At 63.2% G+C, this 25980-nt stretch carries 27 protein-coding genes and 1 pseudogene; 20 read left to right on the forward strand and 8 right to left on the reverse strand.

The window, feature by feature from the left end; all coding sequences use genetic code 11:
* Positions 1 to 91 precede the first annotated feature (91 nt).
* From QQK18_RS11800 to QQK18_RS11810, 3 genes are read left to right on the forward strand one after another with little or no spacing between them, the layout of a single operon-like run.
* Positions 92 to 718, forward strand: a complete 627-nt coding sequence (locus QQK18_RS11800; protein ID WP_284340540.1) for a hypothetical protein — start codon at positions 92 to 94, stop codon at positions 716 to 718.
* A 36-nt stretch (positions 719 to 754) separates the two neighbouring features.
* Positions 755 to 1561, forward strand: coding sequence for an LOG family protein (locus QQK18_RS11805; protein ID WP_284340541.1), 807 nt, complete (start codon positions 755 to 757; stop codon positions 1559 to 1561).
* Positions 1562 to 1577: 16 nt separating this feature from the next.
* Positions 1578 to 2210, forward strand: coding sequence for a LysE family translocator (locus QQK18_RS11810; protein WP_284340542.1), 633 nt, complete (start codon positions 1578 to 1580; stop codon positions 2208 to 2210).
* A 200-nt stretch (positions 2211 to 2410) separates the two neighbouring features.
* Here the strand turns inward: QQK18_RS11810 and QQK18_RS11815 are convergent, their stop codons facing one another.
* Positions 2411 to 3400 (reverse strand): acetamidase/formamidase family protein, encoded by a 990-nt coding sequence (locus QQK18_RS11815; RefSeq protein WP_284340543.1) that lies wholly within the window; start codon positions 3398 to 3400, stop codon positions 2411 to 2413.
* 191 nt (positions 3401 to 3591) lie between these two features.
* On the opposite strand from QQK18_RS11815, the gene QQK18_RS11820 reads away from it, so the two are divergent.
* The 5 genes from QQK18_RS11820 (at position 3592) to QQK18_RS11840 (ending at position 10223) form a co-directional block, all read left to right on the forward strand.
* The gene (locus tag QQK18_RS11820; RefSeq protein ID WP_284340544.1) at positions 3592 to 4890 is read left to right on the forward strand and encodes an extracellular solute-binding protein; all 1299 of its coding nucleotides are present in this window, start codon (positions 3592 to 3594) and stop codon (positions 4888 to 4890) included.
* Positions 4891 to 4971: 81 nt separating this feature from the next.
* Positions 4972 to 5904, forward strand: a complete 933-nt coding sequence (locus tag QQK18_RS11825; protein WP_284340545.1) for a carbohydrate ABC transporter permease — start codon at positions 4972 to 4974, stop codon at positions 5902 to 5904.
* Positions 5901 to 6743: a carbohydrate ABC transporter permease gene (locus tag QQK18_RS11830; RefSeq protein ID WP_284340546.1), complete on the forward strand. Its 843-nt coding sequence runs from the start codon at positions 5901 to 5903 to the stop codon at positions 6741 to 6743. Before QQK18_RS11825 ends, QQK18_RS11830 begins: the two co-directional genes overlap by 4 nt.
* Positions 6744 to 6811: 68 nt before the next feature.
* Positions 6812 to 9097, forward strand: a complete 2286-nt coding sequence (locus QQK18_RS11835; protein WP_284340547.1) for a glycoside hydrolase family 38 N-terminal domain-containing protein — start codon at positions 6812 to 6814, stop codon at positions 9095 to 9097.
* 10 nt (positions 9098 to 9107) lie between these two features.
* Positions 9108 to 10223 carry an ABC transporter ATP-binding protein gene (locus QQK18_RS11840; RefSeq protein ID WP_284340548.1) on the forward strand — a complete coding sequence of 372 codons (1116 nt, stop codon included), beginning with the start codon at positions 9108 to 9110 and terminating at the stop codon, positions 10221 to 10223.
* Positions 10224 to 10291: 68 nt separating this feature from the next.
* On the opposite strand, the gene QQK18_RS11845 is transcribed toward QQK18_RS11840, so the two are convergent.
* Positions 10292 to 10468: a hypothetical protein gene (locus QQK18_RS11845; protein ID WP_284340549.1), complete on the reverse strand. Its 177-nt coding sequence runs from the start codon at positions 10466 to 10468 to the stop codon at positions 10292 to 10294.
* 274 nt (positions 10469 to 10742) lie between these two features.
* Here QQK18_RS11845 and QQK18_RS11850 point away from each other — a divergent pair, with 274 nt between their 5' ends.
* The 5 genes from QQK18_RS11850 to QQK18_RS27550 all read left to right on the forward strand — a co-directional run bounded on the left by QQK18_RS11850 (position 10743) and on the right by QQK18_RS27550 (position 13263).
* Positions 10743 to 11621: an MBL fold metallo-hydrolase gene (locus QQK18_RS11850; RefSeq protein ID WP_284340550.1), complete on the forward strand. Its 879-nt coding sequence runs from the start codon at positions 10743 to 10745 to the stop codon at positions 11619 to 11621.
* Positions 11615 to 11953 (forward strand): ArsR/SmtB family transcription factor, encoded by a 339-nt coding sequence (locus tag QQK18_RS11855; protein WP_284340551.1) that lies wholly within the window; start codon positions 11615 to 11617, stop codon positions 11951 to 11953. The genes QQK18_RS11850 and QQK18_RS11855 overlap by 7 nt, the downstream gene beginning before the upstream one ends.
* A gap of 90 nt (positions 11954 to 12043) precedes the next feature.
* Positions 12044 to 12472, forward strand: coding sequence for a YeeE/YedE family protein (locus QQK18_RS11860; protein WP_284340552.1), 429 nt, complete (start codon positions 12044 to 12046; stop codon positions 12470 to 12472).
* Positions 12472 to 12915 carry a DUF6691 family protein gene (locus tag QQK18_RS11865; protein ID WP_284340553.1) on the forward strand — a complete coding sequence of 148 codons (444 nt, stop codon included), beginning with the start codon at positions 12472 to 12474 and terminating at the stop codon, positions 12913 to 12915. Before QQK18_RS11860 ends, QQK18_RS11865 begins: the two co-directional genes overlap by 1 nt.
* A 36-nt stretch (positions 12916 to 12951) precedes the next feature.
* Positions 12952 to 13263, forward strand: coding sequence for a protein tyrosine phosphatase family protein (locus tag QQK18_RS27550; protein WP_431307856.1), 312 nt, complete (start codon positions 12952 to 12954; stop codon positions 13261 to 13263).
* Between the two features lie 160 nt (positions 13264 to 13423).
* Here QQK18_RS27550 and QQK18_RS11870 read toward each other — a convergent pair.
* Positions 13424 to 13648 (reverse strand): annotated as a pseudogene (locus QQK18_RS11870) (NAD(P)/FAD-dependent oxidoreductase); the annotation flags it as partial.
* 192 nt (positions 13649 to 13840) lie between these two features.
* Between QQK18_RS11870 and dusA the strand changes: the two are divergent.
* Positions 13841 to 14836, forward strand: a complete 996-nt coding sequence (gene dusA / locus QQK18_RS11875) for a tRNA dihydrouridine(20/20a) synthase DusA (protein WP_284340554.1) — start codon at positions 13841 to 13843, stop codon at positions 14834 to 14836.
* Between the two features lie 2 nt (positions 14837 to 14838).
* Here dusA and QQK18_RS11880 read toward each other — a convergent pair whose 3' ends face one another.
* Together QQK18_RS11880 and QQK18_RS11885 are read right to left on the reverse strand one after the other, a co-directional pair.
* On the reverse strand, positions 14839 to 15525 hold the full coding sequence (locus QQK18_RS11880) for a retropepsin-like aspartic protease family protein (RefSeq protein WP_284340555.1): 687 nt from the start codon (positions 15523 to 15525) through the stop codon (positions 14839 to 14841).
* Between the two features lie 89 nt (positions 15526 to 15614).
* Complete coding sequence (locus QQK18_RS11885) at positions 15615 to 16454, reverse strand: adenosylcobinamide-GDP ribazoletransferase (RefSeq protein WP_284340556.1); 840 nt, start codon at positions 16452 to 16454, stop codon at positions 15615 to 15617.
* Between the two features lie 118 nt (positions 16455 to 16572).
* Between QQK18_RS11885 and cobT the strand changes: the two genes are divergently transcribed.
* The 4 genes from cobT to QQK18_RS11905 all read left to right on the forward strand — a co-directional run bounded on the left by cobT (position 16573) and on the right by QQK18_RS11905 (position 20068).
* Positions 16573 to 17598, forward strand: a complete 1026-nt coding sequence (gene cobT / locus QQK18_RS11890; protein WP_284341025.1) for a nicotinate-nucleotide--dimethylbenzimidazole phosphoribosyltransferase — start codon at positions 16573 to 16575, stop codon at positions 17596 to 17598.
* Between the two features lie 462 nt (positions 17599 to 18060).
* A complete protein-coding gene (locus tag QQK18_RS11895; protein WP_379994536.1) occupies positions 18061 to 18750 on the forward strand; it encodes a L,D-transpeptidase in 690 nt (229 codons plus the stop codon).
* Between the two features lie 329 nt (positions 18751 to 19079).
* Positions 19080 to 19349, forward strand: a complete 270-nt coding sequence (locus tag QQK18_RS11900) for a hypothetical protein (RefSeq protein ID WP_284340558.1) — start codon at positions 19080 to 19082, stop codon at positions 19347 to 19349.
* A gap of 2 nt (positions 19350 to 19351) precedes the next feature.
* On the forward strand, positions 19352 to 20068 hold the full coding sequence (locus tag QQK18_RS11905; protein ID WP_284340559.1) for a DUF899 domain-containing protein: 717 nt from the start codon (positions 19352 to 19354) through the stop codon (positions 20066 to 20068).
* A gap of 142 nt (positions 20069 to 20210) precedes the next feature.
* Here QQK18_RS11905 and QQK18_RS11910 read toward each other — a convergent pair whose 3' ends face one another.
* Together QQK18_RS11910 and QQK18_RS11915 are read right to left on the reverse strand one after the other, a co-directional pair.
* A complete protein-coding gene (locus QQK18_RS11910) occupies positions 20211 to 21494 on the reverse strand; it encodes an NAD(P)/FAD-dependent oxidoreductase (RefSeq protein ID WP_284340560.1) in 1284 nt (427 codons plus the stop codon).
* Positions 21482 to 22387 carry a polysaccharide biosynthesis protein gene (locus tag QQK18_RS11915; RefSeq protein ID WP_284340561.1) on the reverse strand — a complete coding sequence of 302 codons (906 nt, stop codon included), beginning with the start codon at positions 22385 to 22387 and terminating at the stop codon, positions 21482 to 21484. The genes QQK18_RS11910 and QQK18_RS11915 overlap by 13 nt, the downstream gene beginning before the upstream one ends.
* Before the next feature lie 607 nt (positions 22388 to 22994).
* On the opposite strand from QQK18_RS11915, the gene QQK18_RS11920 reads away from it, so the two are divergent.
* A complete protein-coding gene (locus QQK18_RS11920; protein ID WP_284340562.1) occupies positions 22995 to 24275 on the forward strand; it encodes a sensor domain-containing phosphodiesterase in 1281 nt (426 codons plus the stop codon).
* Between the two features lie 334 nt (positions 24276 to 24609).
* Here QQK18_RS11920 and QQK18_RS11925 read toward each other — a convergent pair whose 3' ends face one another.
* On the reverse strand, positions 24610 to 24870 hold the full coding sequence (locus QQK18_RS11925; RefSeq protein ID WP_284340563.1) for a DUF4389 domain-containing protein: 261 nt from the start codon (positions 24868 to 24870) through the stop codon (positions 24610 to 24612).
* 576 nt (positions 24871 to 25446) lie between these two features.
* Between QQK18_RS11925 and greA the strand changes: the two genes are divergently transcribed.
* Positions 25447 to 25929 carry a transcription elongation factor GreA gene (gene greA / locus QQK18_RS11930; protein ID WP_284340564.1) on the forward strand — a complete coding sequence of 161 codons (483 nt, stop codon included), beginning with the start codon at positions 25447 to 25449 and terminating at the stop codon, positions 25927 to 25929.
* Positions 25930 to 25980: the final 51 nt, after the last annotated feature.

Below are 25980 nucleotides of genomic sequence, written 5' to 3' on the forward strand. Positions count from 1 at the left end.
TGCGGTCTCGTCTGAACGGTTCGGCGAGGAGGGAAATACCGTGCCCACGAACGAAAGAGTGGAAGTTCAGCCGCGGTGGTCGAGACCTAGGTTGCCGGAAGGACTGGCGACGCGGCTCACGGGACCCGGCGGCTACTACAATCTCGGCAATGCAATAGGCCTCGGCATGGGCCTCTTGCTGCAGATGCGCCTCGATTTGAGCGGGGAGGCAGGTCTCTTCGCCTCACTCGGGGCAGCAGGGCAATATCTCGCCGGCGGCTGGAGCGCCGCTGCACTCACGGTTGCGACAATCATCTTTTTTTGGAGCGGCGAGGAATACCACCGCGCCTGGGCGAACGGGATTCCCAATCCATTGAGGATCCAGCGCGGTGATTTCCTGTCCGGCATGGGCTCGGTAGCGCTCGGAGTGAGCCTCCTTCTTGTGGCCGACCCGATCCTAGCCGCGACCTCGGGCCTGCTCCATGCGGCAGGCAAGTTCGGCAGCGCCTTCAAGCTCGGCGCGCACCGAGCACGGCTTTTCGGCGTCAACGTGCCGGAGCTCTTCCGCGTCTCGGTTCTCGTCAGCCGCTTCCCCGCCATCGTCGTCGCCCTGATCGAGATCGCGCGCCTGCTCGGTGGCCTGATGATCGATCCATTCCATGATCTTGCGATGCCGATAACGCTTCTCCTCTGCTACTTGCTTTGGTCACGGGCAGATATGCTTCTATTAAATAAATAACACAGAAGAAATGCTGTAAAAACAAGGAGAAATACAATGGACGCGTCTATCGTTGGGGACTCGTTTTTTGGGGTGCCTCTCCAAACTTCCTTACGGTTACCACCACCCCCGCGCCCCTTTGGAACGGTCTGCGTGTTCTGCGGTGCGAGTTCGGGAGCCGATCCGCGCTTCGTTTCCGCCGCAGCCGAGCTTGGGCGCACCATCGCGCTCGAGGGCCTCCGTCTTGTCTATGGAGGCGGTGCAAGCGGCCTGATGGACGCGGTAGCCCGAGGGGCGGCCGAGCATGGCGGCCCCGTGACCGCTGTCACCCCCCATTTCCTTGCCCATCGCATCCCGCAACTGTCGGTACCCCACGAAATCGTGGCGGTTCCCGACATGCATACACGCAAGAAGATCATGTTCGAGCGCTCCGACGCCTTCATTGCGCTTCCGGGTGGGATTGGGACGATTGAGGAACTGACCGAGGTCGTGACCCTGCACAAGCTGGACCAGGACCGGAAGCCTGTCGTGATCGCCAATTTCGGCGGCTTCTGGGACCCGCTCCTGGAGCTGTTCGCACACCTTGAACGGACTGGCTTCATGCATGCCGAAGCGCTCGGTCGGTGCCTCGTGGCGCAGACGCCACGGGCCATCCTGCCCGCAATTCGCGCCGCGCTGGACGAGACTGCAGTACCGCCCGTCCATGCACCCCGCGAGGACACGCCCGCTTTGGCGCGTCTCGCGAGCCTGCCGGACAAACAGAGCGGATGCGAAAAAGTGGGTACCGGTTTTTCGCGAAGAATCCCGCGTCAACAAAGAGCTAGAGCGAGCGATTCGATTCCATCAAATCGCATCCCGCTCTAGCCGGGGGGATGTCGCCATGTCCGCTTCGCCCCTTCTTTCGGCGTCCATGCTTCAGTTCCTGATGGCCTATGTGGTCGTGCTGATAACGCCGGGACCGATCTCGTTCGCAACGGGAAGCCTTGCTTCCCTCCACGGCTTCGGCCGAACGGCTCCGCTCCTCGCGGGTGTCGGCATGGGGACGGCTATTCTGGCAACTCTGATGGCGCTCGGCGCCATGCACCTTGCCGGATGGCTGTCGATTCCGGTGGTGAAGATCGTGGGAGCGGTGGCGCTGGCATCGATAGCGCTGCACATCGCCCGAACCGCGCCACCTGACGACCCCATTATGGAGGAGCCCCGCAAGCTGCACGCCGGATTGTTTATAGCAGGACTTCTTCTCAGCTTGCTTGCGCCGCAGACCGCGTCCTTCTTTGCCATCTCGTTCACGGGGTTGACGGTGCCGATCCGAGATCTTGTCGAGGCACTCTCGGTAGCGCTGATTTCCGGGATACTGGGCGTTGGCTGGTACGCACTGTTGGCACTCGCCTTTTCGCGTCCATCTGTCCGCGTCGTCGCCCGGCGAAGCCATCGGGTCATCTGCTGGGTCGCGGCGGCTCTGCTGGCTCTCATGGCTCTTTATTCCGCACTGTCTGCTTTTTCATCCGACTGAGGAGGAGCCTGTGTCCTGTAAACCAACTCCTAGGTTTGAAGCCGTTCTGGCGCCCGATGACCGCTGGATGATTTTTGACCTGATCGACGGATTGCCAGTGGAAATGGGCGGTCAAGTGCTCATCGGACTGGATCGACGGGCTGCGCTCGATCTGGAGCGCCGTTTGAACCGGGGCGGGTACCAGTCGGACTCCGCTGCTGTTAGTTCTGGGAGAGATAGGCCTTACTGATGGATGCGCCGATCGTGTATTTCGGATCGACCATGTTTCCGAGGCGCACCTTTCCGGCCTGCGTAAGCAGGAAGTAGGCGTCGATCTCCTCAAATCCGAAATCGGCCAGCCATCGGACCAGTTCCCGATAAGCTATCCGCGCCGCGTCTTCCAAGGGACGGGCGCTGCCGATCGCCGTGATCATCCGCTCGTTCTCGAGTCGCGGCCAGTGGATTTGCCAGCCCTTGATCAGATCGACCTGCACGGTGGTCGTCGACGCGATCTCGACCGCCACCCCGCAGAGCTCGCCGTCGCCCTGGGTTGCGTGGCAGTCTCCGAGATAGAGGTAAGCGTCCTTGTGATGAACCGGGAAATAGAGGATCGCTCCCGGTCCAACGTCGGGCAGGTCCATGTTGCCGCCCCAGTAGTCCGGCTGAAGCGAGCTCACGGCCTCGATCTCCGGCGACACGCCCAGCGTGCCGATGAAGGGCTCGTAGGGCAGGGTGATGCGCGGGCTGAAGCGGATGCCGTCCTCCGTCACCTCGAGCTTGCGCACGATTTCCGGCAACGGCTGGTTCAGCATCGCGGTCTGCATCGTTCCAACGAGGCCGCCGAATTCGCTGATAAGGGCCGTCGTGCCAACCGGCTGCGGACCTCGCGGCTTTATCGAGTGGATGCGCACGCAGAGCACATCGCCCTTCTCGGCGCCCTCGACCGCGATCGGTCCGCATTGCGGGTTGAGAAATGGCATGTGCAAGAGCTCGGAGGGTTTGTCGTCCGCAGTCTTGATCACGCCCTCGAACGCATCCCGCGTTTCGGCAACGACAATGTCGCCGGGCCGGATCCGAAGCACTGGTTCGGCGTAAGGGCCGTAGACGTAGTGATAGACGCCTTGTCTGTCTTCCGTCAGCTCATGCGTCAGGCCTGCCTCGCCCCGGGCGACGCCTCTCCTCGCCATGATGGAGTTTTCTTCCCAGACCATAGAGTCCTCCCTGTACCTGAATTTTCGCTGTCGTTGGGACGCCCATCCAACGCGGTGAGAACGTTGCAATGGTGATGTACCGGGTCTAGGCTACCCCTAACCGTCCCCCGGGCCCAAACATTTGGTTCTTCGCGGGATCGGAGGCGGCAACTGGCCGATTCAACGGCCGGGCAACAAGGAGGAGGACGAACATGAAACGCAGTTTCGTTGCGACTTTGCTTGCTTGCACTGTCTTGGGCGGCACCGGGGCTCTCGCCCAGGAGCTCGTGACAGCCGATCGCGTCGGTGATCCTGGCGCGCCCAACGTGTTGACCTTCAGGACGAACCCCGGGCAGTCACCCAACAACCCGAGCCCGGAACAGAATGCAGCCTTCAAGCCGATATGGCAGGAGTTCGCCGAGGCGCATCCGGACTGGCAGGTGCAGTTCGAGTTCTTCAGCACCGACATTGGCGGCGAGCATGCGCGCCTCCTCGAGCAGGCCCGCGCCGGCCGCGCGCCCGATTGCGTGTCGGTCGACTCGTTCCAGCTTGCACTGTTCGTTCAGAACGGCGTGCTGCAGCCAGTCACGAGCTTCTTTGAGCAGGAAGAGATCGACGACCTGTTCCCCTTCATCCGGGAAGGAATCACCGGCGAGGACGGCGAGATCTATGCCTGGTGGTGGGGCACCGACCTTCGCATCTTTTACCGTGACACGACGGTGATGCCCGACGCGCCGGCGACCTGGGACGAACTCCAGGCGGCCGCAAGTGCGGCGGCTGAGGCCGGCAAGGAGGGCGTCCTGTTCAATGGCGGGCGCTGGGAGGGCACGGCTTTCGACTGGCTGGCCCACTTCTGGAGCCAGGGGGGCGAGCTCGTCGACGATACCGGCAAGCCGATCTTTGGCGAAGGCGACAACCGCGAGTACATGCTCAACGCGCTGACCTTCTACGACGAACTGGTCGAGAGCGGTGCTGCACCGTCGCGCGTTGCCAACATCGCGACCTACGATGATTTCAATGCCGCCGCGATCGCGGGCACCGCCGCCAGCTTTATCGGAGGCCATTGGCAGCGTTCCCAGATCCGCGAAGGCATGTCGCCCGAGCAGTTCGCCAACTGGGAAGTCTCCGAGATCCCCGGACCGACACCCGACCAGCGCGCAACCGGCACAGGTGGCTGGACCGTTGCGGCGTTCTCTGACGACCCTGCCAAGATCGAGATGTGCGTCGCGCTCATGCGCGAAGTGTTCATGGGCCCGGCCAACGAAGTCGTCGGCGACCTGCCCACGCGGCAGGCGCTGTTCGACTCGCTGCCCCGCTTCCAGGACGAGTACTTTACCCAGTTGCGCGACTATCTTGTGAACGGCAAGGCGAGGCCGGGCGTGCCGATCTATCCCGAGATCTCGAACCAGCTGCAGATCATGATGGGTGAAGTGCTGGCCCAGACCAAGGAGCCGGACGCGGCCCTCACCGACGCCTGGAACGCGGTCAACGAAGCCTATAGCCGCATGTAATTGGGATCGGCGCGCGGCGCTCATGCGCCGCGCGCGCCTTCCGTCTGCGATGCGTGATCGGCCCAATATGGGGATGATGCCATGACCGAGGGCGTTGCCACGGCCAATGCCGCGTTGCGCACACGGCGCCGCCCGAGGTGGCGGATCAGCGAACACCCCTATATCTGGGTCGCGCCGCTGACGCTGTTGCTGCTTGCCACCTACGTCTACCCTGCCGTGGAGGTGGTGCGTTTCTCGTTCACCAACGCGACCCTGCTCAATCCCGAGTACGAGTACACGCTGCGCAGCTACCAGGCGCTGCAGCGCAACACCAGCCTCGGCGGGCTGCTCTGGATCACCTTTCTATTCGTCTTCGCGAGCGTCGTTTTCCAGCTCCTCTTGGGCCTGTTGATCGCGCTCGCCCTTAACCGCGGCGTCAACCGCAATCTGCCAGGAGTCTCCGTCGTACGGATCGTCATTCTCTCGTCGTGGATCGTGCCCGGCGTCGCCGCCGGCATCGTCTGGCAGCTCATCTTCAGCGAAGCCAGCTACGGCTTCCTCAACAGCCTGCTGAGGGACGTCGGCCTGCCGCCGGTGAAGTGGCTCTCGCGTCCCGATATTGCGATCTGGTCCGCAGTTATCGCCAACATCTGGCGTGGAACGGCCTTTTCGATGATCCTGCTCTACGCCGGACTCGTGATCATCCCCAAGAGCCTCTACGAAGCGGCGGCGGTGGACGGCGCGAGCGCGTGGCGGCAGTTTTGGTACGTGACGCTGCCACAGCTGAGGCCGATCCTGCTGATCAACACCATCCTCATATCGATCTTCACGCTCAACACGTTCGATCTGATCCTGGCGCTCACAGGCGGCGGTCCGGGCCGCGCGACGGAGGTGCTCTCGCTTTACGCCTACAACCTCGTTTTCCGGAATTTCGATCTGGCCAACGGCTCGGTGATCGCCGTGGTGCTGCTCGCCATCAGCGTCGTCTTCACCTTCTTCTACATCCGGCTGCTGCCGAAGGAGAATGAGACATGAGGATGTCGACAAAACAGCGGTTGGGCGATGCCGGTACATACCTCGCCTATCTCGTTGTCTGTCTGTTCTTTGCGGGACCGCTGCTCTGGCTGATCTCGCTTTCGATCCGCACCGCGGCGGAGGTCTATGTCAGCGACATCAGGTTGTGGCCGCAGAACCCGACGCTCGACAACTACTTCAGCGTCCTCGGCAACCAGCTGTTCCCGCGCTATTTGTGGAACGGTCTGTTGCTTTCGGTCGCCGGCGCGTTCGGAGCGATGCTATTCGCAACCCCTGCCGCCTATGCGCTCTCGCGTTTCGAATTTCCCGCCAAGCGCCCTGTGATGATCGGAATCCTGGCCTTCCAGATGATCTCGCCGCTCGTGATCATGGTCCCGCTCTACCGCTACATGGACCGCATCGGCCTCACCGACAGCCATTTCGGGGCCAGCATGCTCTACATCGCCGTTGCCGCGCCGCTCTTTACCTGGATGCTGAAGGGGTTCATCGACGGCATCCCACGCAGCCTCGAGGAGGCTGCGATGATCGACGGCTGCACACGCTTCGGCGCATTCCTGCGCGTGATCATGCCGCTGAGCCTGCCGGGCTTGACCTCGGCCTTCGTGCTGAACGCCATTCTCGGCTGGTCGCAGTTCATCATCCCGTTCATTCTGCTCAGCAAGCCCGCGCTGCAGCCGATTGCCGTCGGCATCTTCAATTTCCAGGGGACGTACAACACGACCTCGACCCAGGTGCTCGCTGCCGCGAGCGTCCTCTCCATCGTTCCGGCGATCGTAACTTTCCTCGTGCTGCAACGCTTCATCATCGGCGCCCTGACCGCGGGCGCGGTGAAGGGCTAGAGCGGGGTGCAAAAGGTGGGAACCGGTTTTTTGCAAACTATCCCGCGACAACAGGAAGTTAGAGCGCGATGCGGGTCCATATGATCGCCAATGCCCACATCGACCCGGTCTGGCTCTGGCCATGGCAGGCGGGTGTCGACGAAGCGATCGCCACCGCCTCGGCCATGGCTGACCGTTGCGACGAGTATGCGGACTTCATCTTCACCCGCGGCGAGGCCTGGCTCTACAAGCAGGTGGAACTGCTGCATCCCGAACTGTTCGTACGTATCCGCGAGCTGATCGAGCGCGGGCAATGGCACATCACCGGCGGGCAGTTCATCCAGCCCGACCTCAACCTACCGACGGCCGCTGGCCTCCATCGCCAGTTCACCCATGGTCAGCGCTACTTCGGCGAGAAGTTCGGCATCAGCCCGAAGGTCGCCTACAATGTCGACAGTTTCGGCCATACCGCCAGTCTGCCCGACATTCTCGCCTCCCACTTCTACACCTCCTATGTCTTCCGCCGGCCCGAGCAACACCAGACTGCGCTGCCCGCCAACACCTTCGTGTGGCGCGGCACCGGCGGCGCCGAGGTCGTCGCCTTCCGCATCGAGCCTGGCTATGTCGCGAACTTCGCCGACCTCAGCGGCCAGCTCGAGATCGCGATCGATGCGGCCGATCCTCAACTCGGACACACCATGTGCTTTTATGGCGTGGGCAACCACGGGGGAGGGCCGTCCAAGGCGATGATCGACTGGATCATCGCCAACCGGAACTACGATGGGCACGAGCTGGTGTTCTCGACGCCGCAGAATTACTTCGATGCCATCGCCGACAAGCGGAACCTGCTTCCGACTGTGACCACCGAGCTGCAGCACGCCTTCCCCGGCTGCTATTCGGTCATGCACGACATCAAATATGCGCAGCGGCACGGCGAACACCTGCTCGAGCAGGCGCGCCGTGCCGTGGATGCATTCGCTGCCGACGACGCGGAGAAGGCGGCGCAAAGCACCCGGCTCGATGCCGCCTGGGAAGACCTCATGTTCACCCAGTTCCATGACATCCTGACGGGGACGTCGATCCCCTCGGCCTGGGACTCGGTCCGCGCCTTCCAGGGCCGCGCGCGGATCATAGGCGAGGAGGTGCTGTTGCATACGACGCGGCGCTGGTCGTACCGAGCGCTGCCCAAGGCCAACGCGCATCAGGTCGTCGTCGTGAACACCGCGACCCAGCCGTTCGCCGGCTATGTCGAGGGCGAGCCCTACCTCGACTTCGACGACTGGAATGCGCGCTGGATCTGCGACGAGAATGACAATCCCGTACCGCTCCAAATCGTCCAGCCCGAGTCCAACCAGCTGATCCCGCGCATCCTGTTTCATGCCGAGGTGCCCGCCGGTGCCAGCCGCATGTTCCGCGTTCGCGACGAGCCTGCGCCGGGCGGCGAGCGACCCGAGCGCGGCCATGAGCTGGTGGCGACGAGCACGCGGCTTTCAAACGGTGTCGTCGAGGTGCGTCTGCGTCCGGGCGGCATTGCTGCAATCGCGATCGCGGGTAGCGCCGTAACCGGTCCGGGCGGCGTCGGCATCCATCTGCGCGAGGATACGACCGACACGTGGACCTTCCACACCGACAAATGGAGCGAGCCGGTCATTGACGTCCTCAGCCGCGGCGACTGGAAGGTCGAGGAGCAGGGACCATTGCGGTGTCGCGCGCGGCTTGACGCGCGCCTCGGCAACACGGCGATCGAGTGGTGGGTCAGCCTCTATCGGGGCGAGAGCGCCGTGCGCATGGAGCTTCGCATCAACTTCGGCGAACGCTTCCGCCTGCTGCAGATGCCGATAGATCTCGCGCAGGCGCCGGATGGCTGGACCGACGGCATCGCCGACGGCGCGGTAGACCGGACACCCTCGCCAAGCGAATGGCCATTCCTCGACTGGTCGCGGCTGGATGCCGGAGGCGCGGCGATCGCGCTGACGACGACCGATCTCTATAGCCACAGCATCGACGACAGGCTCTGGCAGCTGACGTTGCTGCGCAGCCCGAAAATGGCCTGGGGCGGCGGCGAGCCGCAGACCTACGCCGGTCGCGACCATCACACGGATCAGGGCGTGCAGCGCTTCGCGCTGACCCTTCACCTGGGCGCAGCCGCCGGCGAGGGAAGCATTGCCGCTGCCGTGTCCCAGGCGGCCGATCCGCTTGTCGTCTTCGACCGCTACGAAGGTATGAACCGGCCGGCCTGGGGCCCGGTGCCGCCGCGCGGCCTTTGGGGACCGGCGATGCTGCGAAACCTCGAGGCGGGGCGCGCCTCCGAGACGGATGTACAGCTGGAATCCGGCGGACTCTTCCGCCGGCCAGGTCATGACTATGCAGGATAGGGGCTAGAGGATGGCTGAGGTCTCGGTACGCAAGCTCATCAAGAGGTTCGGGCAGTTCGAGGTGGTGCACGGCATCGACTTCGATGTGACCGACGGCGAGTTCATGGTCCTCGTCGGCCCCTCCGGTTGCGGAAAGTCGACAACGCTGCGCATGATCGCTGGGCTCGAGACGGTCTCGGACGGCGAGATCAGCATCAACGGCGAACTGGTCAACGACGTGCCGCCACGCGACCGCGATATCGCCATGGTGTTTCAGGACTACGCTCTCTACCCGCATATGAGCGTGAAGCAGAATCTCGGTTTCGGCCTCAAGATGCGCGACATGCCGCGCGCCAAGATCGAAGAAGCAGTCCAACGCACCGCCGACATCCTGCAGATACGCGAGCTCCTCGATCGCAAGCCCAAGCAGCTGTCGGGCGGCCAGCGCCAACGCGTCGCCATCGGCCGGGCGATCGCACGCGAGCCACAGCTCTTCCTGTTCGATGAGCCGCTGAGTAACCTCGATGCCAAGCTGCGCGTCGAGATGCGCACGCAAATCAAGCGTCTGCACATCGCGTTCAACGCGACCAGCATTTACGTCACGCACGACCAGACCGAAGCGATGACGCTCGCCGATCGCATCGTCGTTCTTCGCGGTGGCGTGATCGAGCAGGTCGGCACGCCCGACCAGCTCTACAACCATCCGGTCAACCGGTTCGTTGCCGGTTTCATCGGGTCGCCGACCATGAACTTCATCGATGCCGAGCTTGCGGAGTCTGCCGGCGAGGCGTCGATTGTCTTCAATGACGGCCAAACGCTTCCGCTCACTGCTGCCCAGCGGCAGAGCTATGCCAGTCACAAGGGCCAGAAAGTCCTGTTCGGTGTACGTCCCGAGCATCTGACCAACGTCTTCACCGCCGAGAATCGCGGCGGTGCGGGGTTGGTGCCGATCGAGATTCCGGTCGAGATCGTTGAGCCCCTCGGCGCAGACACCCTCGTGTTCAGCAAGCTCGGCGGCAGCGAGATCGTGAGCCGCGTTGCGGGCAGCGCTGATCTGCGACCTGGGACCAGGATCCCCGTTCATGTCGACATGAGCCGCACGCATCTCTTCGATCCCGAGACCGGCGTTCGGTTGACGGCAACATGACCTTGTTGACGAGGGGGCGCACCAAGGCGCTTCGAGAACCGACGACTGAAGGCCACCGGTGGCCCTGATCACGTGTAGCCGATCTCGCGCAGAAACCCGTCGATGAGCGCAGAGGATTCGGCATCGTGCCCGATGCCGATATGCCCGCCATCGGCGAAGACCTGCACCCTTGCACCCGGCACATGCTCGCCGATATAGCGCGGCAGCCGCGGTGTCGAAGCCGTCGTCCTCGAAGGAAACAGCAAGCGTCGGCGCGGTGATCGTTTCGATCGCCATCTTCGCCAGGTTGCCGGCAAGCCGCGCATCGTTGATGAGGCCTTGCGCACGGCGGCTGACCGGCAGGATCGACTCCAGGATATGCCTCGCCCGCGCCTGTCCTGCTCTCACATTGACGGAGGCACCGTTACAGTTTCTTCGCGAAATCGATTGCAAAATTATGCTTGCAAAAAAATGCAAGAATTGTTATCTGACCACCATGCGACGACGATCGCCGCAAGAACAGCATCAGGATCTCTGCAAATGACAGCCAAACCTGAAGTCACCGGCTTCTTTGAGCCGCGCACCTGGTCGATCCAGTACGTCGTCGCCGACCCGCAAACACGCAAATGCGCGATCGTCGATCCCGTTCTCGACTACGACGAGAGATCCGGCGCGACCGCCACCCGAGAGGCCGACAAGCTGCTCGGGTTCATTGCTGACAAAGGATACGAGGTCGAGTGGATTCTCGACACCCATCCACATGCCGACCATTTCTCGGCCGCTCAGTATCTCAAGGAAAAGACCGGGGCACCGACCGCCATCGGCGAGAAGGTGACCGCGGTGCAAAAGCTCTGGAAGGACATCTACAACTGGCCTGAGTTGCGCGAGGACGGCAGCCAGTGGGACAAGCTCTTTGCCGATGGCGAGACGTTCAAGGTCGGCAACGTCCCGGCCAAGGTGATGTTCTCGCCCGGCCATACCCTCGCTTCGATCACCTATGTGATCGGCGACGCCGCCTTTGTGCACGACACCTTGTTCATGCCCGACAGCGGTACAGCCCGCGCCGACTTCCCCGGTGGCGATGCAGCGACACTCTGGAAATCGATCCAGGCGATCCTGGCGCTTCCGGACGAAACCCGCATCTTTACCGGGCATGATTATCAGCCGGACGGGCGCCAGCCGATGTGGGAGAGCACTGTCGTCGAGCAGAAGGCCAACAACATCCATATGGCAAGGTACGATACCGTGGAGCAGTTCATCGCGGTGCGCGAGGCCCGCGATAAGACGCTACCCATGCCCAAACTGATCCTGCACGCGCTGCAAATCAACACCAATGCCGGGCGCTTGCCCGAGCCGGAGGCCAACGGCAGGCGGTATCTCAAGATTCCGCTCAACGCGCTCGAGGGGGCAGCATGGTAAGTCCAGCAGTCGAGGCGGAGCTGTCGCCGGAAACCCGGGCCATCAAGGGGAAGGTCGACGAGGCATCTGCCTTCCTCAAGAAGCTCGCCAACCCGGATCGGCTGCTTGTCGTTTGCGCGCTGGTCGAGGGGGAGCGGAGCGTGCGCGAACTCGAGGACCTGCTCGACATTCGCCAGCCCGGCCTGTCCCAGCAGCTGGCCGAACTGCGTGCCGCCGACATGATCACCGGTCGCAAGGACGGCAAGGCCGTGTTCTACAGTCTTGCCGATCCTAAGGTGAAAGCGATCATCGGGACCATGTACGACCTCTTCTGCGGGCCCGGCGCCGCCTAGGGCAGCAGCTTCCCACCGTTCATTCCACCATTCCGCGTAGTCGAACGGCTTGCGGTACGGACTTTCATGCTCAATCGAAAGGTTTCATTTGTGACTGAGTTCACGCCATTTCTCTGGCTCGCCGGCGGTGGGCTCATCGGGCTGGCCGCCGTCCTCCTGATGGCCTTCCACGGTCGTATTGCCGGCATGACCGGCATCCTCTCCGCCGTTTTACCGCCTGCGTCACCCGGCTGGACCTGGCGCGCCGCCTTTCTTGTCGGGGCCGTTGCCGCGCCGGCTCTGATCGTCGCTCTCTCGGGCGACAGCATCGGGTTCGCTAGTTCCACTCCAGCGCCTTGGCTGGTCGTGGGCGGACTGATCGTCGGCATCGGGGTCTATTTCGGCTCGGGCTGCACCTCCGGGCACGGCGTGTGCGGGATGGCGCGGTTTTCTCCGCGCTCGATCGTTGCCACTGGCGTCTTCATGGCTTCGACCGCCGCCACTGTCTTTGTCATTCGTCACGTTCTGGGAGGCCTTTGATGAAAAGGGTTCTTGCCGCAGGTCTTGTCGGCCTTCTCTTCGGCGCCGGGATTTCCATCTCGGGCATGGCCAATCCGGCCAAAGTACTCAATTTCTTCGATTTCGCCGGTACCTGGGATCCCTCGCTCGCCTTCGTCATGGGCGCCGCGCTCCTGGTGACCGTGATAGGCTATCGGCTGGTGCTCAAGCGTCCGGCACCGGTGTTCGATGAGGGTTTCCATCTCCCCGCCGCGCGGCAGATAGACATCCCGCTTGTCACCGGGGCAGCGGTCTTCGGGATAGGGTGGGGCATCACCGGATTCTGTCCGGGCGGCGCCGTCCCGGCGCTGGGGCTCGCAGAGCCGGACGCATTCCTGTTCGTTGCCTCCATGATCGGCGGCCTGGCCATTGCCCGAACCATTCGCTCCGTGCCGGCCGCCCGCGCCAGCGCGCAGAGCGCCTGACCCTGAACCAAAGGTATCACCATACACATCACCAGGATCGACAACCGGTTCCCGACGACCGGCCAAATCACCCCCCAGGACATCGCCGAAATCAAGAGCAAAGGCTTTTCCGGCATCGTTTGCGCCCGACCGGACAATGAAGAACGTGGCCGGCCATCGTTCGACGAGATCGCTCGCGCCGCAAAGGAGTCGGGCCTGCCGATCGTCCACATACCGGTCTCCGGCATGCTGTCGCAGGGTCAGGTTATCCGGTTCGAGGAGGCCATGGCCCGGATCCAAGGGCCCGTGCTCGGCTATTGCCGTTCGGGCGCGCGTGCCGGCAGCCTCTATACGACCCTCAGGCGCTAAAGCGGAACGCGGAGAAATGGGAACCGGTTTCTCGCGGCAAAACCTGCGGCAACGAAAACCCAGGGCACGCGCTGTGCTGGCTCAGCGCGTTCCTATCCCCGCCTGGGGCCGGACCTGGCCATCTGAGCGAATCGGTTGACCGATACCTCCGCAGTGGAACTTAGTTAGCCGTCTCGTCCTCGACGCGAACTTCCTTCAGCTTGTCGATGCCGAGCACCTGCAGGGCCAGGCGTTCATAAAACGGTTCGGAATGGCCGGTACGGATCTTGTGCAGGAAGTACTGCTCGAACCCAACTTTGGCTGCATGCACCCAGGCGCCGGAAAACGACCAGTTGACGTTGCGCGGTGGGATCTGCGGCTGGGCGATGAAGGCAACGCCTCCGTCTTGCCCGGAACTCCGCCTCGAGCGCCTTAGTCTCATCGCTTTCGTGCACACTCAGGTAGCCAGATCCGGCTCGGCGACTGACTCGGAGACGCTTGTGTCGCTGTTCAGCGTACTTTTGGATATGCTATGGCAACGACCTTATCAGTCGATCCAATCGGGAATTGGACCGACTGAGAGCGGAAAAGCTTAAGAATGAACTACTTAGATAGACGTTTCTCCATTGCGCCCATGATGGATTGGACGGACCGGCACTGCCGCTACCTCCACCGGCTGCTGACCCGGCGCGCGCTGTTGTTCACCGAGATGGTCGCCAGCGCCGCGTTGGTGCATGGCGATGCCGAGCGGCTCCTCGCCTTCTCGTCGGCCGAACAGCCGGTCGCCCTCCAGCTGGGCGGCTCCGATCCGCAGGAACTGGCCGCCGCCACGCGCCTTGCCGACGCCGCCGGCTATACCGAGGTCAACCTCAATGTCGGCTGTCCGTCCGATCGGGTGCAGTCCGGCCGCTTCGGCGCTTGCCTGATGGCCGAGCCGGAGCTTGTTGCCGAGTGCGTCGTTGCCATGCGCGAGGTGACGGGTAAGCCCGTTACGGTCAAGTGCCGCATCGGCATCGACGATCAGGACACTGAGGAAAGCCTTGATCGCTTCGCCGACGCCATGGTCGGGGCAGGGGTTGCCGCGATCTACGTGCACGCCCGCAAGGCGTGGCTCAAGGGACTGAGCCCCAAGGAAAATCGCACCATCCCGCCGCTCGACTACGACAGGGTCTATCGCCTGCGTCGGCGGCTCGCTCCCCTGCCGGTCATGATCAATGGCGGCATCGAGACACTCGATGCCGCGGTCGACCACTTCGAGCATGTCGACGGCGTCATGCTCGGCCGCGCCGCCTACCACGATCCGATGCTGTTGGCCGATGTTGACGCGCGTATCTTCGGCGAACCCGACCGATCGGCAACGCTCGAGACCATCATGGGCGGCATGCGCGCCTATGCCGAGGCCGAACTCGCCGCCGAGGTGCGCATCAACCAGATCACCCGTCACATGCTTGGTCTTGCCAACGGCCTGCCCGGCGCCCGCCGGTTCCGGCAGATCCTGAGTACTGAGGCTTGCCGCAAGGGTGCGGGCGTCGAGGTGCTGGACGAGGCGATGGACGCGCTGGACGCCGCACGTCGAGTCGCCGTCGCCGCCTGAGCTCAATCGGTCAATTCCAGTGCGTTGCTGGTCACCGCATAGCGGCTGAGTGTTTCAAGGAAGGTCATGCCGAGAAGGCTGGTCTCCAGCGCCCCGTCTTCGGAGATGAATGCGCGCACGTCGCGCCGCACGATGCCGCCGACCTCGACCGTCTCCAGTGTGGTGCGTGCCGCCATCCCGGTTCCGTTGGCCGTCGACACCGGTATGTCAAAGCGCAGGCTTTGGGTGTCGATGCCTGCGGCCCGCGCGTCGGCGGTCGTCAGCACCACCGCGCTCGCTCCGGTATCGAAGATCATCGGCGTCGTATGTCCGTTGATGGTGGCATTGACCTCGAAATGTCCGCCAAGCCCCCGGCGGAAGGTCGCGGTGCCTCGGTCGGCATCGACGACCGCCACGCCCGGCGCAAGCTCACCGAAGATGCGGCCAGCAACCCCGGTGATCTCGACCCTGTAGCTGTAGGCGATCAGCGCCACGCCGAAGATCGCCACCCACATGGCAGCTCCGCTGATGAGCTCGCCCACCCGGCGCCGCCGCCCGAAAGTCCCTCCTGCAACGAAAATGAGGATGATGAGGAGGAAGATCAACTGCCCGGCCTGCATCTGGGTGAGGCCGACAAAATTCCCGGCATCGGAGCTGATGAGCAGCCCGAGCCCGATGGCAATGACCAGGGCGATACCGATGAAGATCATGTGCGGTCTCCGCCCTCGTCCAGCAAGTCGATCCTCATCTGCATAAAGTCATTCGTGTTGACGGTTTCAAGGCAGCGCCGGGTTATCGCTCACGTAAAGAGAAGAAAAGCGGTGAGCGCGGCAATTTCACAGAGCGCCGTCAATCCGCCGGTCAGGTCCCCCGTCTGTCCGCCGACGAGCCTGCGGCAGATCACGGTCCAGCCGACGACCGCGGCGACGAGGAGGGCAAGGGCCGCCAACACGCCGAGGTACCCGGCGAAGGGCCCCGCCAGCACCACGGCGAGGATCGCGGCGAACAGCGCCCCGACGGAAAAGCTCCGCCAGCCGACCTCGCCGGCCGTTGCACCGGCGCCGGTCTGCCGCGCCGCCGGCAGCATCACGGGTAGCCAAAGCGCCGCCGAACGGCCAAGAACGCCGGCCGCCAGCCACAACCCGCCCGCAGCCAGCGGGTTGCCGCCTCCGATCGCCCCGAGCGCCGTTACCCGCAGCAGAATGAAGAGGCAGAGCGCCGCCACCCCATAGGTGCCGTGCCGGCTGTCCTTCATGATCTCGAGCCGCCGTTCGCGCGTGCCGCCGCCAAACAGGCCGTCCATGCTGTCGGCGATGGCATCCTCGGCCATGGCGCCGGTCGCCAGCACCATCGCCGCAACCGCCAGCACCGCGGCGAAATAGGCCGGCAAACCGAGCAGCAGCCCGAAGACCAGGAGGAGAGCTGGTCCAATACCGATCACGAGGCTGGCAAAGGGCAGGGCGAGGGCCATACGGTCGAGGACCGGCACCTCGTGCGGGCTGTCGCCTGTCGGCAGCCGCGAGAAGAAGCGCAGCGCCATGATCATGTCGGCGAAAAGACCGCCCGTCGATTCCGGCGCGCGCGGCCTGTCGGTTTCTCCGTCCGCCGGCTCGAGGCGCGGTTCGGTTTGCTCGCTCAATTGCAATTCCACCCGCTTTGGGCAACAAGACACGGCCTTCCTAGCATGATCCCGAAAAGTTGCAGACCTTTCGGAAAAGATCATGCGCCAAACAAACAGCTATCGCCCGGGAGCCGTCATGTCCGCCTCGCTCAATCCAGCCTATGCCGATGTTCTCGATCTCATCCTGACGGCGCCTGAAGGCGACGAGACAGCGGTCGAAGCGGTGCGGACCCGCGATGCGCAGCTCACCAAGCCGCCGGGATCGCTCGGCGAGCTCGAGCGCCTCGTCGAACATCTCGCCCGCTGGCAGGGCAAGGCAAAGCCGACGCTCGACAATCCCATGGTCACCATCTTTGCCGGCAATCACGGCGTCACCGACCAGGGTGTCTCCGCTTTCCCCCGCGAGGTGACCGCGCAGATGGTCGCCAATTTCACCAATGGTGGCGCCGCCATCTCGCGCATCTGCGCGCTGCACGAATTGAACCTGCGCGTCTTCGAGTTGGCCTTGGAGCTGCCGACCGGTGATATCACCCGCGAGGCCGCGCTCGACGACCGCATGTGCGCGGCCACTATCGCCTACGGCATGGAGGCCATTGCCGGTCGACCCGACCTCATCTGCCTCGGCGAGATGGGCATCGGCAACACCACCGTCGCCGCTGCGGTCTTTGCCGCCCTCTTCGGTGGCTCCGGCGCCGACTGGGTCGGGCGCGGCACCGGCGTCGATGATGCCGGCCTTGCCCGCAAGGCCGACGCGGTCGATCGCGCGGTCGCGCTCCACAAGCAGGAGCTCGTCCACCCCCTCGCCATCCTCGCCCGGCTCGGCGGCCGGGAAATCGCCGCCATGTTCGGCGCGCTCATTGCGGCCCGTCACCAGAAGATTCCCGTGATCGTCGATGGCTTCGTCGCCACCTCCGCCGCCGCTATCGCCCATGCGGTCAATCCGGCCGCCATCGACCACTGCATCTTCGGCCACACCTCGGCCGAAGCCGGCCACGCCCGGGCGCTGGCCGCCATGGACGGCAAGGGCCTCCTCGATCTCGGCATGCGTCTCGGGGAAGGGACCGGTGCTGCCCTTGCCGCGGTCCTCGCGAAGACGGCCCTCGAGCTGCACAACAGCATGGCAACCTTCGCCGAGGCGGCGGTCAGCGGCAAGTCGGGTTGAGCGTGGTGGTGGCGTGAGCGGCGTGCGCTTGCGACGAAGTGGACTTGTCTAAAAACCCGCTCATGGTCCCAGGCGCGAGCTCATTTTAGGCAGGATCAAGGGGTTTAAGACCGCTATCGCCTATGACTACCCCGGCTCCCGTCTCAAACTGGCATAGCGACGGCAATTGACCTCGCGACGCGGCAAGTCGCCCGACCGCTCCCGGCACCGCTTCCGCCAGTAATGCGCCCTTAAGGCGCCATTCGTTCCACCGCGACAAATCCCGCGAGCTGCCGTTCGCCCATCGACGGCTACAATGGCGGTGCACCGGGCGGCATGACAGCCATCCGACGCCCGACGCACCGCTGAGAGACCTTGCCAACCGTCACCTTTGAGGCCAAGCTCCGCCAAGCCACACTCAGGAGGGCGAGTTGCCAGTGTGCTCTCTGGTCGGGGACGGGGGTTGGAAACATGAATGATGAGATGTCCGATGCGCGTGAGAGTGACGCGTCAGCGCAATATGGCCGCTTCTCAGGCTTCCTCAGCCGCCGGTCGTTTCTGGCCGGATCGGCCGCCGGTCTCGCCGCGTTCGGGCTTGCAGGTTGCGCAACCGGCGGCATGAGCCTTGCTCAGGCGCAGAAAGTCTACGGGCCAGTCCCCGACGAACGCTTTCCGATCCCTGCCGTCAATCTCAGCAAGGTCAATCCGAAATACCTTCGCCGGACGGTGCGTTACGACACTAAGGAAGCGGCCGGCACGATCATTGCGGATCCCCGCAACTACTACGTCTACCGGATCGAAGGCGACGGATACGCCACCCGATATGGCGCCAATGTCGGCCGCGACGGATTCCGGTGGAGCGGCGATGCCTATATCGGGCGAAAAGCCGAATGGCCGGTCTGGACGCCGCCCAAAGAGATGATCCGGCGCCAGCCCGAGGCCGCCCAGTACGCCGGCGGCATGCCCCCGGGGCTGAACAACCCACTCGGGGCACGAACGCTCTATCTCTACCAGAATGGCGCCTACACGCTCTATACGATCTACAGCACGATCATGCCTGAAACGATCGGCAAGGGCATTTCAAGCGGGTGTATCGGCCTACTTACCCAGGATATGATCGATCTCTATGCCAAGACGCCCGTCAACACCAAGGTGGTGGTCCTGCCGGCATAGGGTTTACTGCCGTTGACCGCGTATTGACCAATGCAACTCCGAAAGGTCGTACGCGAGAGCGTTTTCAGCAAAAGGCCTGTCCCGGACTTGATCCGGGATGGACGCCAATTTTGCTGTTCGAAAACGCGACAAGTCAAAGACTTGGAGCTACCGCTCAGCCGTTTCGGCCATTCTGGACGCGATCCGGACTCCGGCTGCCAGTCCGCTTCCGACCCGCCGAAATCCCGTCACACTTGTAACTCCCACCCGGCCCTCCGCCCGAGATAGCGTCTTCGCATCGCAGCCGTTCGAGCGGAGAACCGGAAATGAGGATGTTTGCGGCAAAAGGGATGGCAGCTTCGTTGGTCGGGCAGGCGTCCGATGTGTCCGGCTGGCTCGGGCTCGCCGCCGCCCCGACTTTCGCACTGATGGCCTGGATTTCCGCCGTCGGGTCGCCGGGCATGTCGATATGTTCTGGTGCGTCAGCGTCCGTGCCGGTCAACGACATGGTCCTGATGTACCTGCTGATGAGCGTCTTTCACCTGTCGGCGTGGCTGAAGTTCCTTTCAGCCGGCTGGCAGCGCGCCAACACCCGCGTCACCCAAACCGAAGGAGACTGACAATGCAACATGCTGTTGTTTCACGCGATGAGTGGCTCACGGCCCGCCGGGACCTCATGAAAGCGGAGAAGGAACTCACCCATCTTCGCGACAAGGTGGCCCGCGAGCGGCTCGCCCTTCCATGGGTGCGCGTCGACAAGGAATACCTGTTCGATACGCTCGAAGGCCCGCGGACCCTGGCCGATCTCTTCGAGGGCCGATCGCAGCTTCTCGTGCAGCATTTCATGTTCGCGCCGGGATGGAAGGAAGGCTGCCCGAGCTGCTCTTACATGGCCGATCACACCGACGGCATGAACATGCATCTGGCCAACCACGACGTCACCATGATCGCCGTCTCGCGCGCACCGCTCGCCGACATCGAGCGCTACCGCAAGCGCATGGGCTGGCAGTTCAAATGGGTGTCCTCGAACGGCAGCGACTTCAACTACGATTTCCGCGTCAGCTTCACGCCCGAAGAGATTGCCACCGGGCAAATCGACTACAACTTCGGCGAATGGCGGGAGACCGGCGAAGAATGGCCTGGCGTCAGCGCCTTCTTCAAGGACGAAGCGGGCGAGGTCTTTCGCACCTATTCCACCTACGGGCGCGGCGTTGAGGTGATGATGGGCACCTACGCCATGCTGGATCTCGCTCCAAAAGGCCGCAATGAATCCGAGGGGATGGACTGGGTGCGCCGCCATGATCGCTACGCACAGCCACCCCGGGGGACGGTGGAATGATGCGCGGGTAGCAAACGAAAAAATCAGGTGATTGCCGGATCACTATCCGCGTCCGGCAATTTGCCCTTCCCTTAGGCGCGGCGCTGATGTGCCCAATGCACAGCGTTTTAGGCGGAGCAGCGCTGCCGCTCTGCCTGGTCGATCACCTCAAATGACCTGAAAGCTTTGCCACTGGCGCCGGAAGCTTGGCAGCCGGGGCAGGTGCCGCACGACGGCGCTGCGAGAGAGTGCCGATCGCCGCGCTCCAGACATGCTGGGACAGCAGTGAGAGGACCGAAAGCGCACCTCGGCGCGAAGGCATGTACCAGGCGAAGAACAGGACGCGGATCAACCAGGCGAGCCGGCCGGTGAACTGGATCCGGTAAAGTTCGGTGATGCCGCGCTGGCCGGCGAGGCCCGCTGCTTGTCCAAGCCCCCGGAAATTGAAGCCTCTAACGCGCTGGCCCTTGATCGAGCGGGCGATGTTGCGGCCGACGCAATCGCCCTGCTTCATTGCCCAGAGGGCATTGACAGGGCAGGGTTCGCCAGTGGCGGGATGCGGCACGGCCGCGATGTCGCCGGCGACCCAGATGTTGTCGCTTCCCCGCACGCGAAGGCCGTCATCGGCGATGATTTGTCCTGCTTGATTGCGTGCGAGAGATTCCGTGCCGGGCAGGATGCTGAAGCTCACTCCGGCCGCCACGACCGAAAGATCGGAAGCAACTGTCCTGCCGTTGGAAAGCTCCACCTGGTCTTTCTCAATCCGCGCGACGCGCGTTCCCTGGTGGAGCTGGACGCCCTGTTCAACCAGGGTGCGCGTGGCCGTCTCGGCGATATGGTCGAAATCCGGCCGCAGGGTCGGAAGAAGCTTCTCGCTGGACGAGACCAGGTGGATGTTGATCTTGTCTGACCCGGTTCTCCCGAACCGGGCGGCCAGCGCAGAGGCGGTCTCAACCCCGGCCAGGCCTCCGCCGACCACCACGACGTTCCGCCTTCCGGCCGCAGCAGCGTCCCAGCCGTCAAGCTCCCCAGCCAGTTTCTGCATGTCGCGGGTGTTCTTGACGCACCAGCCGTGCGCGGCGAGGCCCGGAATGCGGTCAAACGGGTCAACAGACCCAGCGGCAATCAGCAGGTGATCGAACCGGAGCTCCCTTTGACCGTCCTCGCTTTTGACAGTCAGGGTTCTGCCGCCAAGGTCAGCTGAAACGACTTCGCCTTGCACGAAGCTTTGGCCCAGCAGCGGCTCGAGCGAGGTCAGCGTACTGTCCACCGGCAAGTCGCCGGCCAGCACTTCTCCGGTCCAGCCGTGATAGGTGTGGTACCCATCTCGCGAGACCAGGGTCAACTCGACTTCACCGCGCGCGATCAGGGAGCGAAGCCGCGAACGAAGCGCCGAAAAGGCGTGGAGGCCAGCATAGCCGCCGCCCAAAATGACTACACGGCCCATGAGACCAGCTCCTCTACCGGTGCTGCAGGTGCCCGGGATGGGGCGCCCTGGATCAGTTTCCCGAACGAGCGGAATGGCGCCAGGTGAAAGCCCAGATGCTGGTGCTCGCTTGCGAGCTTCAGGATATGTTCTGCCTGGTCCACGTGGGCGTCACCCATGCAGAAGTGCCCCTGATGGCCCGAGAGCGCCAGCAGCATGGTTTCGGCAAGACACGCATAGGCAAGCTTTGGAGCAAGCGCGATGTTACCGCGCAGGTCGAACCCTGGGATCTCGACCAGCCCGCCATCGACGATCAGCACATCCGGACGCTCCGACAGCAGTCTTGCGTCGGTATTGCGCGGGACGGTGTCGTCGAGAACGACGGCTCCACGCTTGAGGTGCTCGCTGCGCAGCAGCGCATCTGGAGACGAGGTCAGCAGCACAACCAGATCAGCTTTGGAAACGTCTGCCATGTCCGTGCTGACGCGGGCCTCGACACCGTTTCCGTGAACGTCCGCCGCCAGCGTCTGAAGGCGCTTCTCGTTGCGCGCCACCAGCAGGAGCCTGCCCGAATGCTTGCGGGCATAAAGCCGGGTCAGGCAACTGCCGACGCTCCCCGTCGCGCCGACAATGGCGATCAGCGGATCACGGCCCATCGACGCGGTCAGCCTTTCCATGGCCTGCAGGGTCATGGCAGCGGTGAAAGCGTTGCCATTGGTCACGCCGACGTCCTTGCGCTTGGCGAAGGCCTTTCCGCCGACCGAGGCAGGAGCGGTCAGGGCGCCGAGGCCGACCACGGAGGCGCCGAGATCACGCGCCTTGTCGATCGCCGCGGAGATGCGCGCCTGCACTTGCGTGCGCGGCATAGTGAGCAATTGGGTTGGGGTCAGCGGGACGGTGATGATCCTGCCCACGACTTTTCCGGGCAGGTCAACTCGAGACATCTTGCCGGTGACCATGGGAGGGACTGGCAGGTGCTTCAGAGCGGTTCGCCAGGCCACTTCCGGCACAAGCGCAAACGGCCGCCCGAACAGAATGCCCATATCCGCACGCAAGGTATTTCTTGGATGCACCAAAAACGCAAACTCAGACTGCATAACCGACCCCGTTATGGTGGCGCCGCTACAGGCGACGCCGCAGGGAAGGTTTTAACACAACTTTTATTCTAATTTAACCAAATATTAACGCGCGTTAAGAATTGGTTAACGATTGTGCCGTAGTCTCGCGTTTTCCCGTTTTTGATTGAGCGGCAACAAGAGCCCAAGTTATTGAATTATCGCGCTTTTGCCCCCGCAAAGGGTTGGATGCGCTCCTGGTCCCGCTGGACATGACGAAGTCTCCGCGATCGGTCAAATGCGCGAAGGCAAGACAACGAACGCTTAAGTCTTCGCCTCTATGTTACCGTATCGGGAATATACCCGTAGCGCCTGACAGCAGGTCGGTGGCAGCCGGCAGGAGGCTCCTCGGCCTCTCGCTTGAACATCACCCAAGCCCCTGCAGCAGGTTGGAGTAGGGCTGTCCATGCGTGAAGGCGAGCCAGACATTTTCGACCTCAAGGGCCTCACGGCCGCCCTGGACGACAAGGCAGAATATTCCCTGAGGCGAGCTCTCGAAGCCGTTCGGGTACACCTGGGAATGCAGGTGGCCTATGTCTCGGAATTTGTCGATGACCGGACCTATTTCCGTGAAGTCGATGCTCCCGGCCTTGAACATGTGATCAAGCCCGGCGACTCCATGCCGCTCGACTACGTCTACTGCAAGCACATCCTCGAAGGCCGCCTTCCGGAATTGATACCGGATGTCCTCGACGTGCCGTTCGCGGCCAACTTGCCCTTTACCAAAGACATGGGAATACGTGCGCATATGAGCGTTCCCATCAAGCTCAACGATGGGCGCACCTACGGCATGTTCTGCTGCGTCAGCACCGAGCCGCAGCCAACGCTCAATGTGCGCGACCTCAAGATGATGCGTGCCGTCGCCGAGCTGACAGCCGTGCTGATCGGTCGCGAAATCGACGCCACGACCGAGCATCGGACCAAGCTGGAGCGTATCCAGAAGGTCCTGAGCCAGGACGAGCTCTCGATCGTCGTGCAGCCGATCATCCGGATCTCCGATCAGCGCCTGCTTGGGTTCGAATGCCTCTCCCGCTTTGCCGGCCCTGAAAACTGGACGCCGGACATCTGGTTCAGCATGGCTGCGTCAGTCGGTCTTGGCACCGAGCTCGAGATGAGAGCAGTCGAAAAAGGCTTGGCTCTCCTCGGCCTGTTTCCTCAGGATCTGTACCTGACCTTCAATGTGTCGCCGGAAACCGTAATGTCCGGTGCCCTGGCCAAGGCCATTCCGAAAAAGCACGGGCGGCGGGTCGTTGTGGAAATCACCGAACATGCCAGCGTTGAAGATTACGCGGCACTTGGCGGCGCCCTGAACGATCTTCGCATCAACGGCGTTCGGCTCGCTGTCGACGACGCGGGAGCCGGCTATGCGAGCTTGCGTCACATCCTGGCGCTGCAACCGGACATAATAAAGCTGGACATAAGCCTGACTCATAACATCCAGGACGATCTGGCGCGACATGCCCTGGCGGCCGCCCTGGTGCATTTCGGTCGCGAGACCAAGTGCCAGATCCTGGCCGAAGGGGTGGAAACCGCTGTCGAATTCGACGTCCTGCGCAAGCTTGGCGTGGAAACTGCACAGGGATACTTTCTGGGCCGGCCGATGTCATTCGTCGAGGCGATGACGTTGGTTCAACAGATGAACGTCGCTGCGCGACCAGTTGCAAAGCTGGTACCCCGCAGGGCGTGAGGCGCCATGTGGTGATCGAAACACGACAAGTACCAGAGCGCCGCACGAGCGAATTCTAAAATCATACCTGCGCGGCCCCTTGAAATTGCAGCTGGCGCGCGGCCAACAAGCGTCCTGAGGCTGCAGATTGTGCTCTCAAAACGCTCAGGATATTCTGACGTGCGGCAGTACGTTTCTTGTGCTCGCCAATCCAGTGGACGCCGGATTGTTCTTGCCGAGGGCGTCCTGGTGGCGATGCGAAGGGTGAGAGGAAGTCGCTCGGCCAATGAGGCCCCTCGACCTCCGTTCCTGGCCTCGATGCGAACCCCGCCGGCTATCGCAGAAGATGGCTTCCCTAGCGTAGGCTGAACGGGGGGTAGGCGTCCGTGGCAAGCAGGAACGCATAGGCCCACACCCGCGTCGCCCAGCGGCCGGTGCCGACCACGTAGTCGAAGAGGGCGCGGGGGTAGTGGCCGGTGAAGAGGATGGCGAACCAGGCGATGATGGTGACGAGGACGACTCCGAGGTAGTGCGGCAGGGCGAGCAGCCACTTGATGAGCGGCAGCCAGCGGTTGAGGTCGCGCGGAACGTCGGGATAGTCGACGTTGAGGTGCACTGACTGCGCCTCGACCGTCGATGGATAGCGGTCGGTGAGCAGCAGCAGGTAAGCGCCGACGCGCGCCGAGAAGCGGCCGAGCTCCAGGGCAGTAGAACCACCATCGCGGGTATCTCTGCCGAAAGAGGATCATGAGGAGTGGCGAGGAAGAGGCCTGCGGTGATGCCGCCGGCGCTCGACTGAACGGCTTCGCCGGCCTCGGTCACATGGCGCGTGCTGCCGGTGCCCGAGAGCAGAGCGAGGATGATGAGGATCGGAATGGCCCAGAACAGGCGGAAGAACGTCGTGAGGCGATCGAGGCGATCGGGATAGTCGATCTCGAGACGAGCCGGAAAAGGCGCTGTTACAGCTATATCGGTCATCGGAACCCTCCCGCGCTGGCCTTCTGCGTTGGCCATTCACTCATTCAATGCCATAACGGGCCCTAGGATTTCTGATCTGGATCAGGGGCTTTACCCCGGGCACGGAGCGCCGGCGGGCGCCAATTGCTGGACTTGCCGGCCATTTGGCGTTTTGATGGGCGCACGGTCGCTCGCCGCCGCGCGTTCGGCGGCACCCGAATGGAGAACTGAGACAGTGAGCGTCGCCTTCACCAAGGAGGAGAGTGCCGAAACGGCGTCGGAAACCCAACTGCCCGACCGCCCGGTTTCCACGGCACCGAATTTCGTCACGGAGGCGGGATTGGAAGCCCTCCACGAGCAGCTGGATGCGGCGCGCAAGGCCTATGACGCTGCTAGCAGGATCGAGGACGTCAACGAACGTCGGCGGCAGTCGGCCGTCCCCTTGCGCGACCTGCGCTATTTTGCCGATCGCCTGCGGTCGGCGCAGCTCATTCCCGATCCGACGGAAATCGACATGGTCACATTCGGCAGCACGGTGACCTTCAGCCGCGACGACGGCCGGGTGCAGACCTACCGGATCGTGGGAGAAGACGAGGCCGATCCCCGAGCCGGATCGATTTCCTACGTCTCTCCCATCGCGCAGGCCATGCTGGGCAAGGGCCAGGGGGACGTCGTCAGCATCGGCGGGCACGACCTCGAGATCACCGGTATAGCGTAGCGTTCCCAGCAAACGGCGCCACCACTGTTGCGGTGCGGAAGCATTGTTCTG

The organism is Devosia nitrariae (genome assembly GCF_030160115.1).
Lineage (GTDB): Bacteria > Pseudomonadota > Alphaproteobacteria > Rhizobiales > Devosiaceae > Devosia > Devosia nitrariae.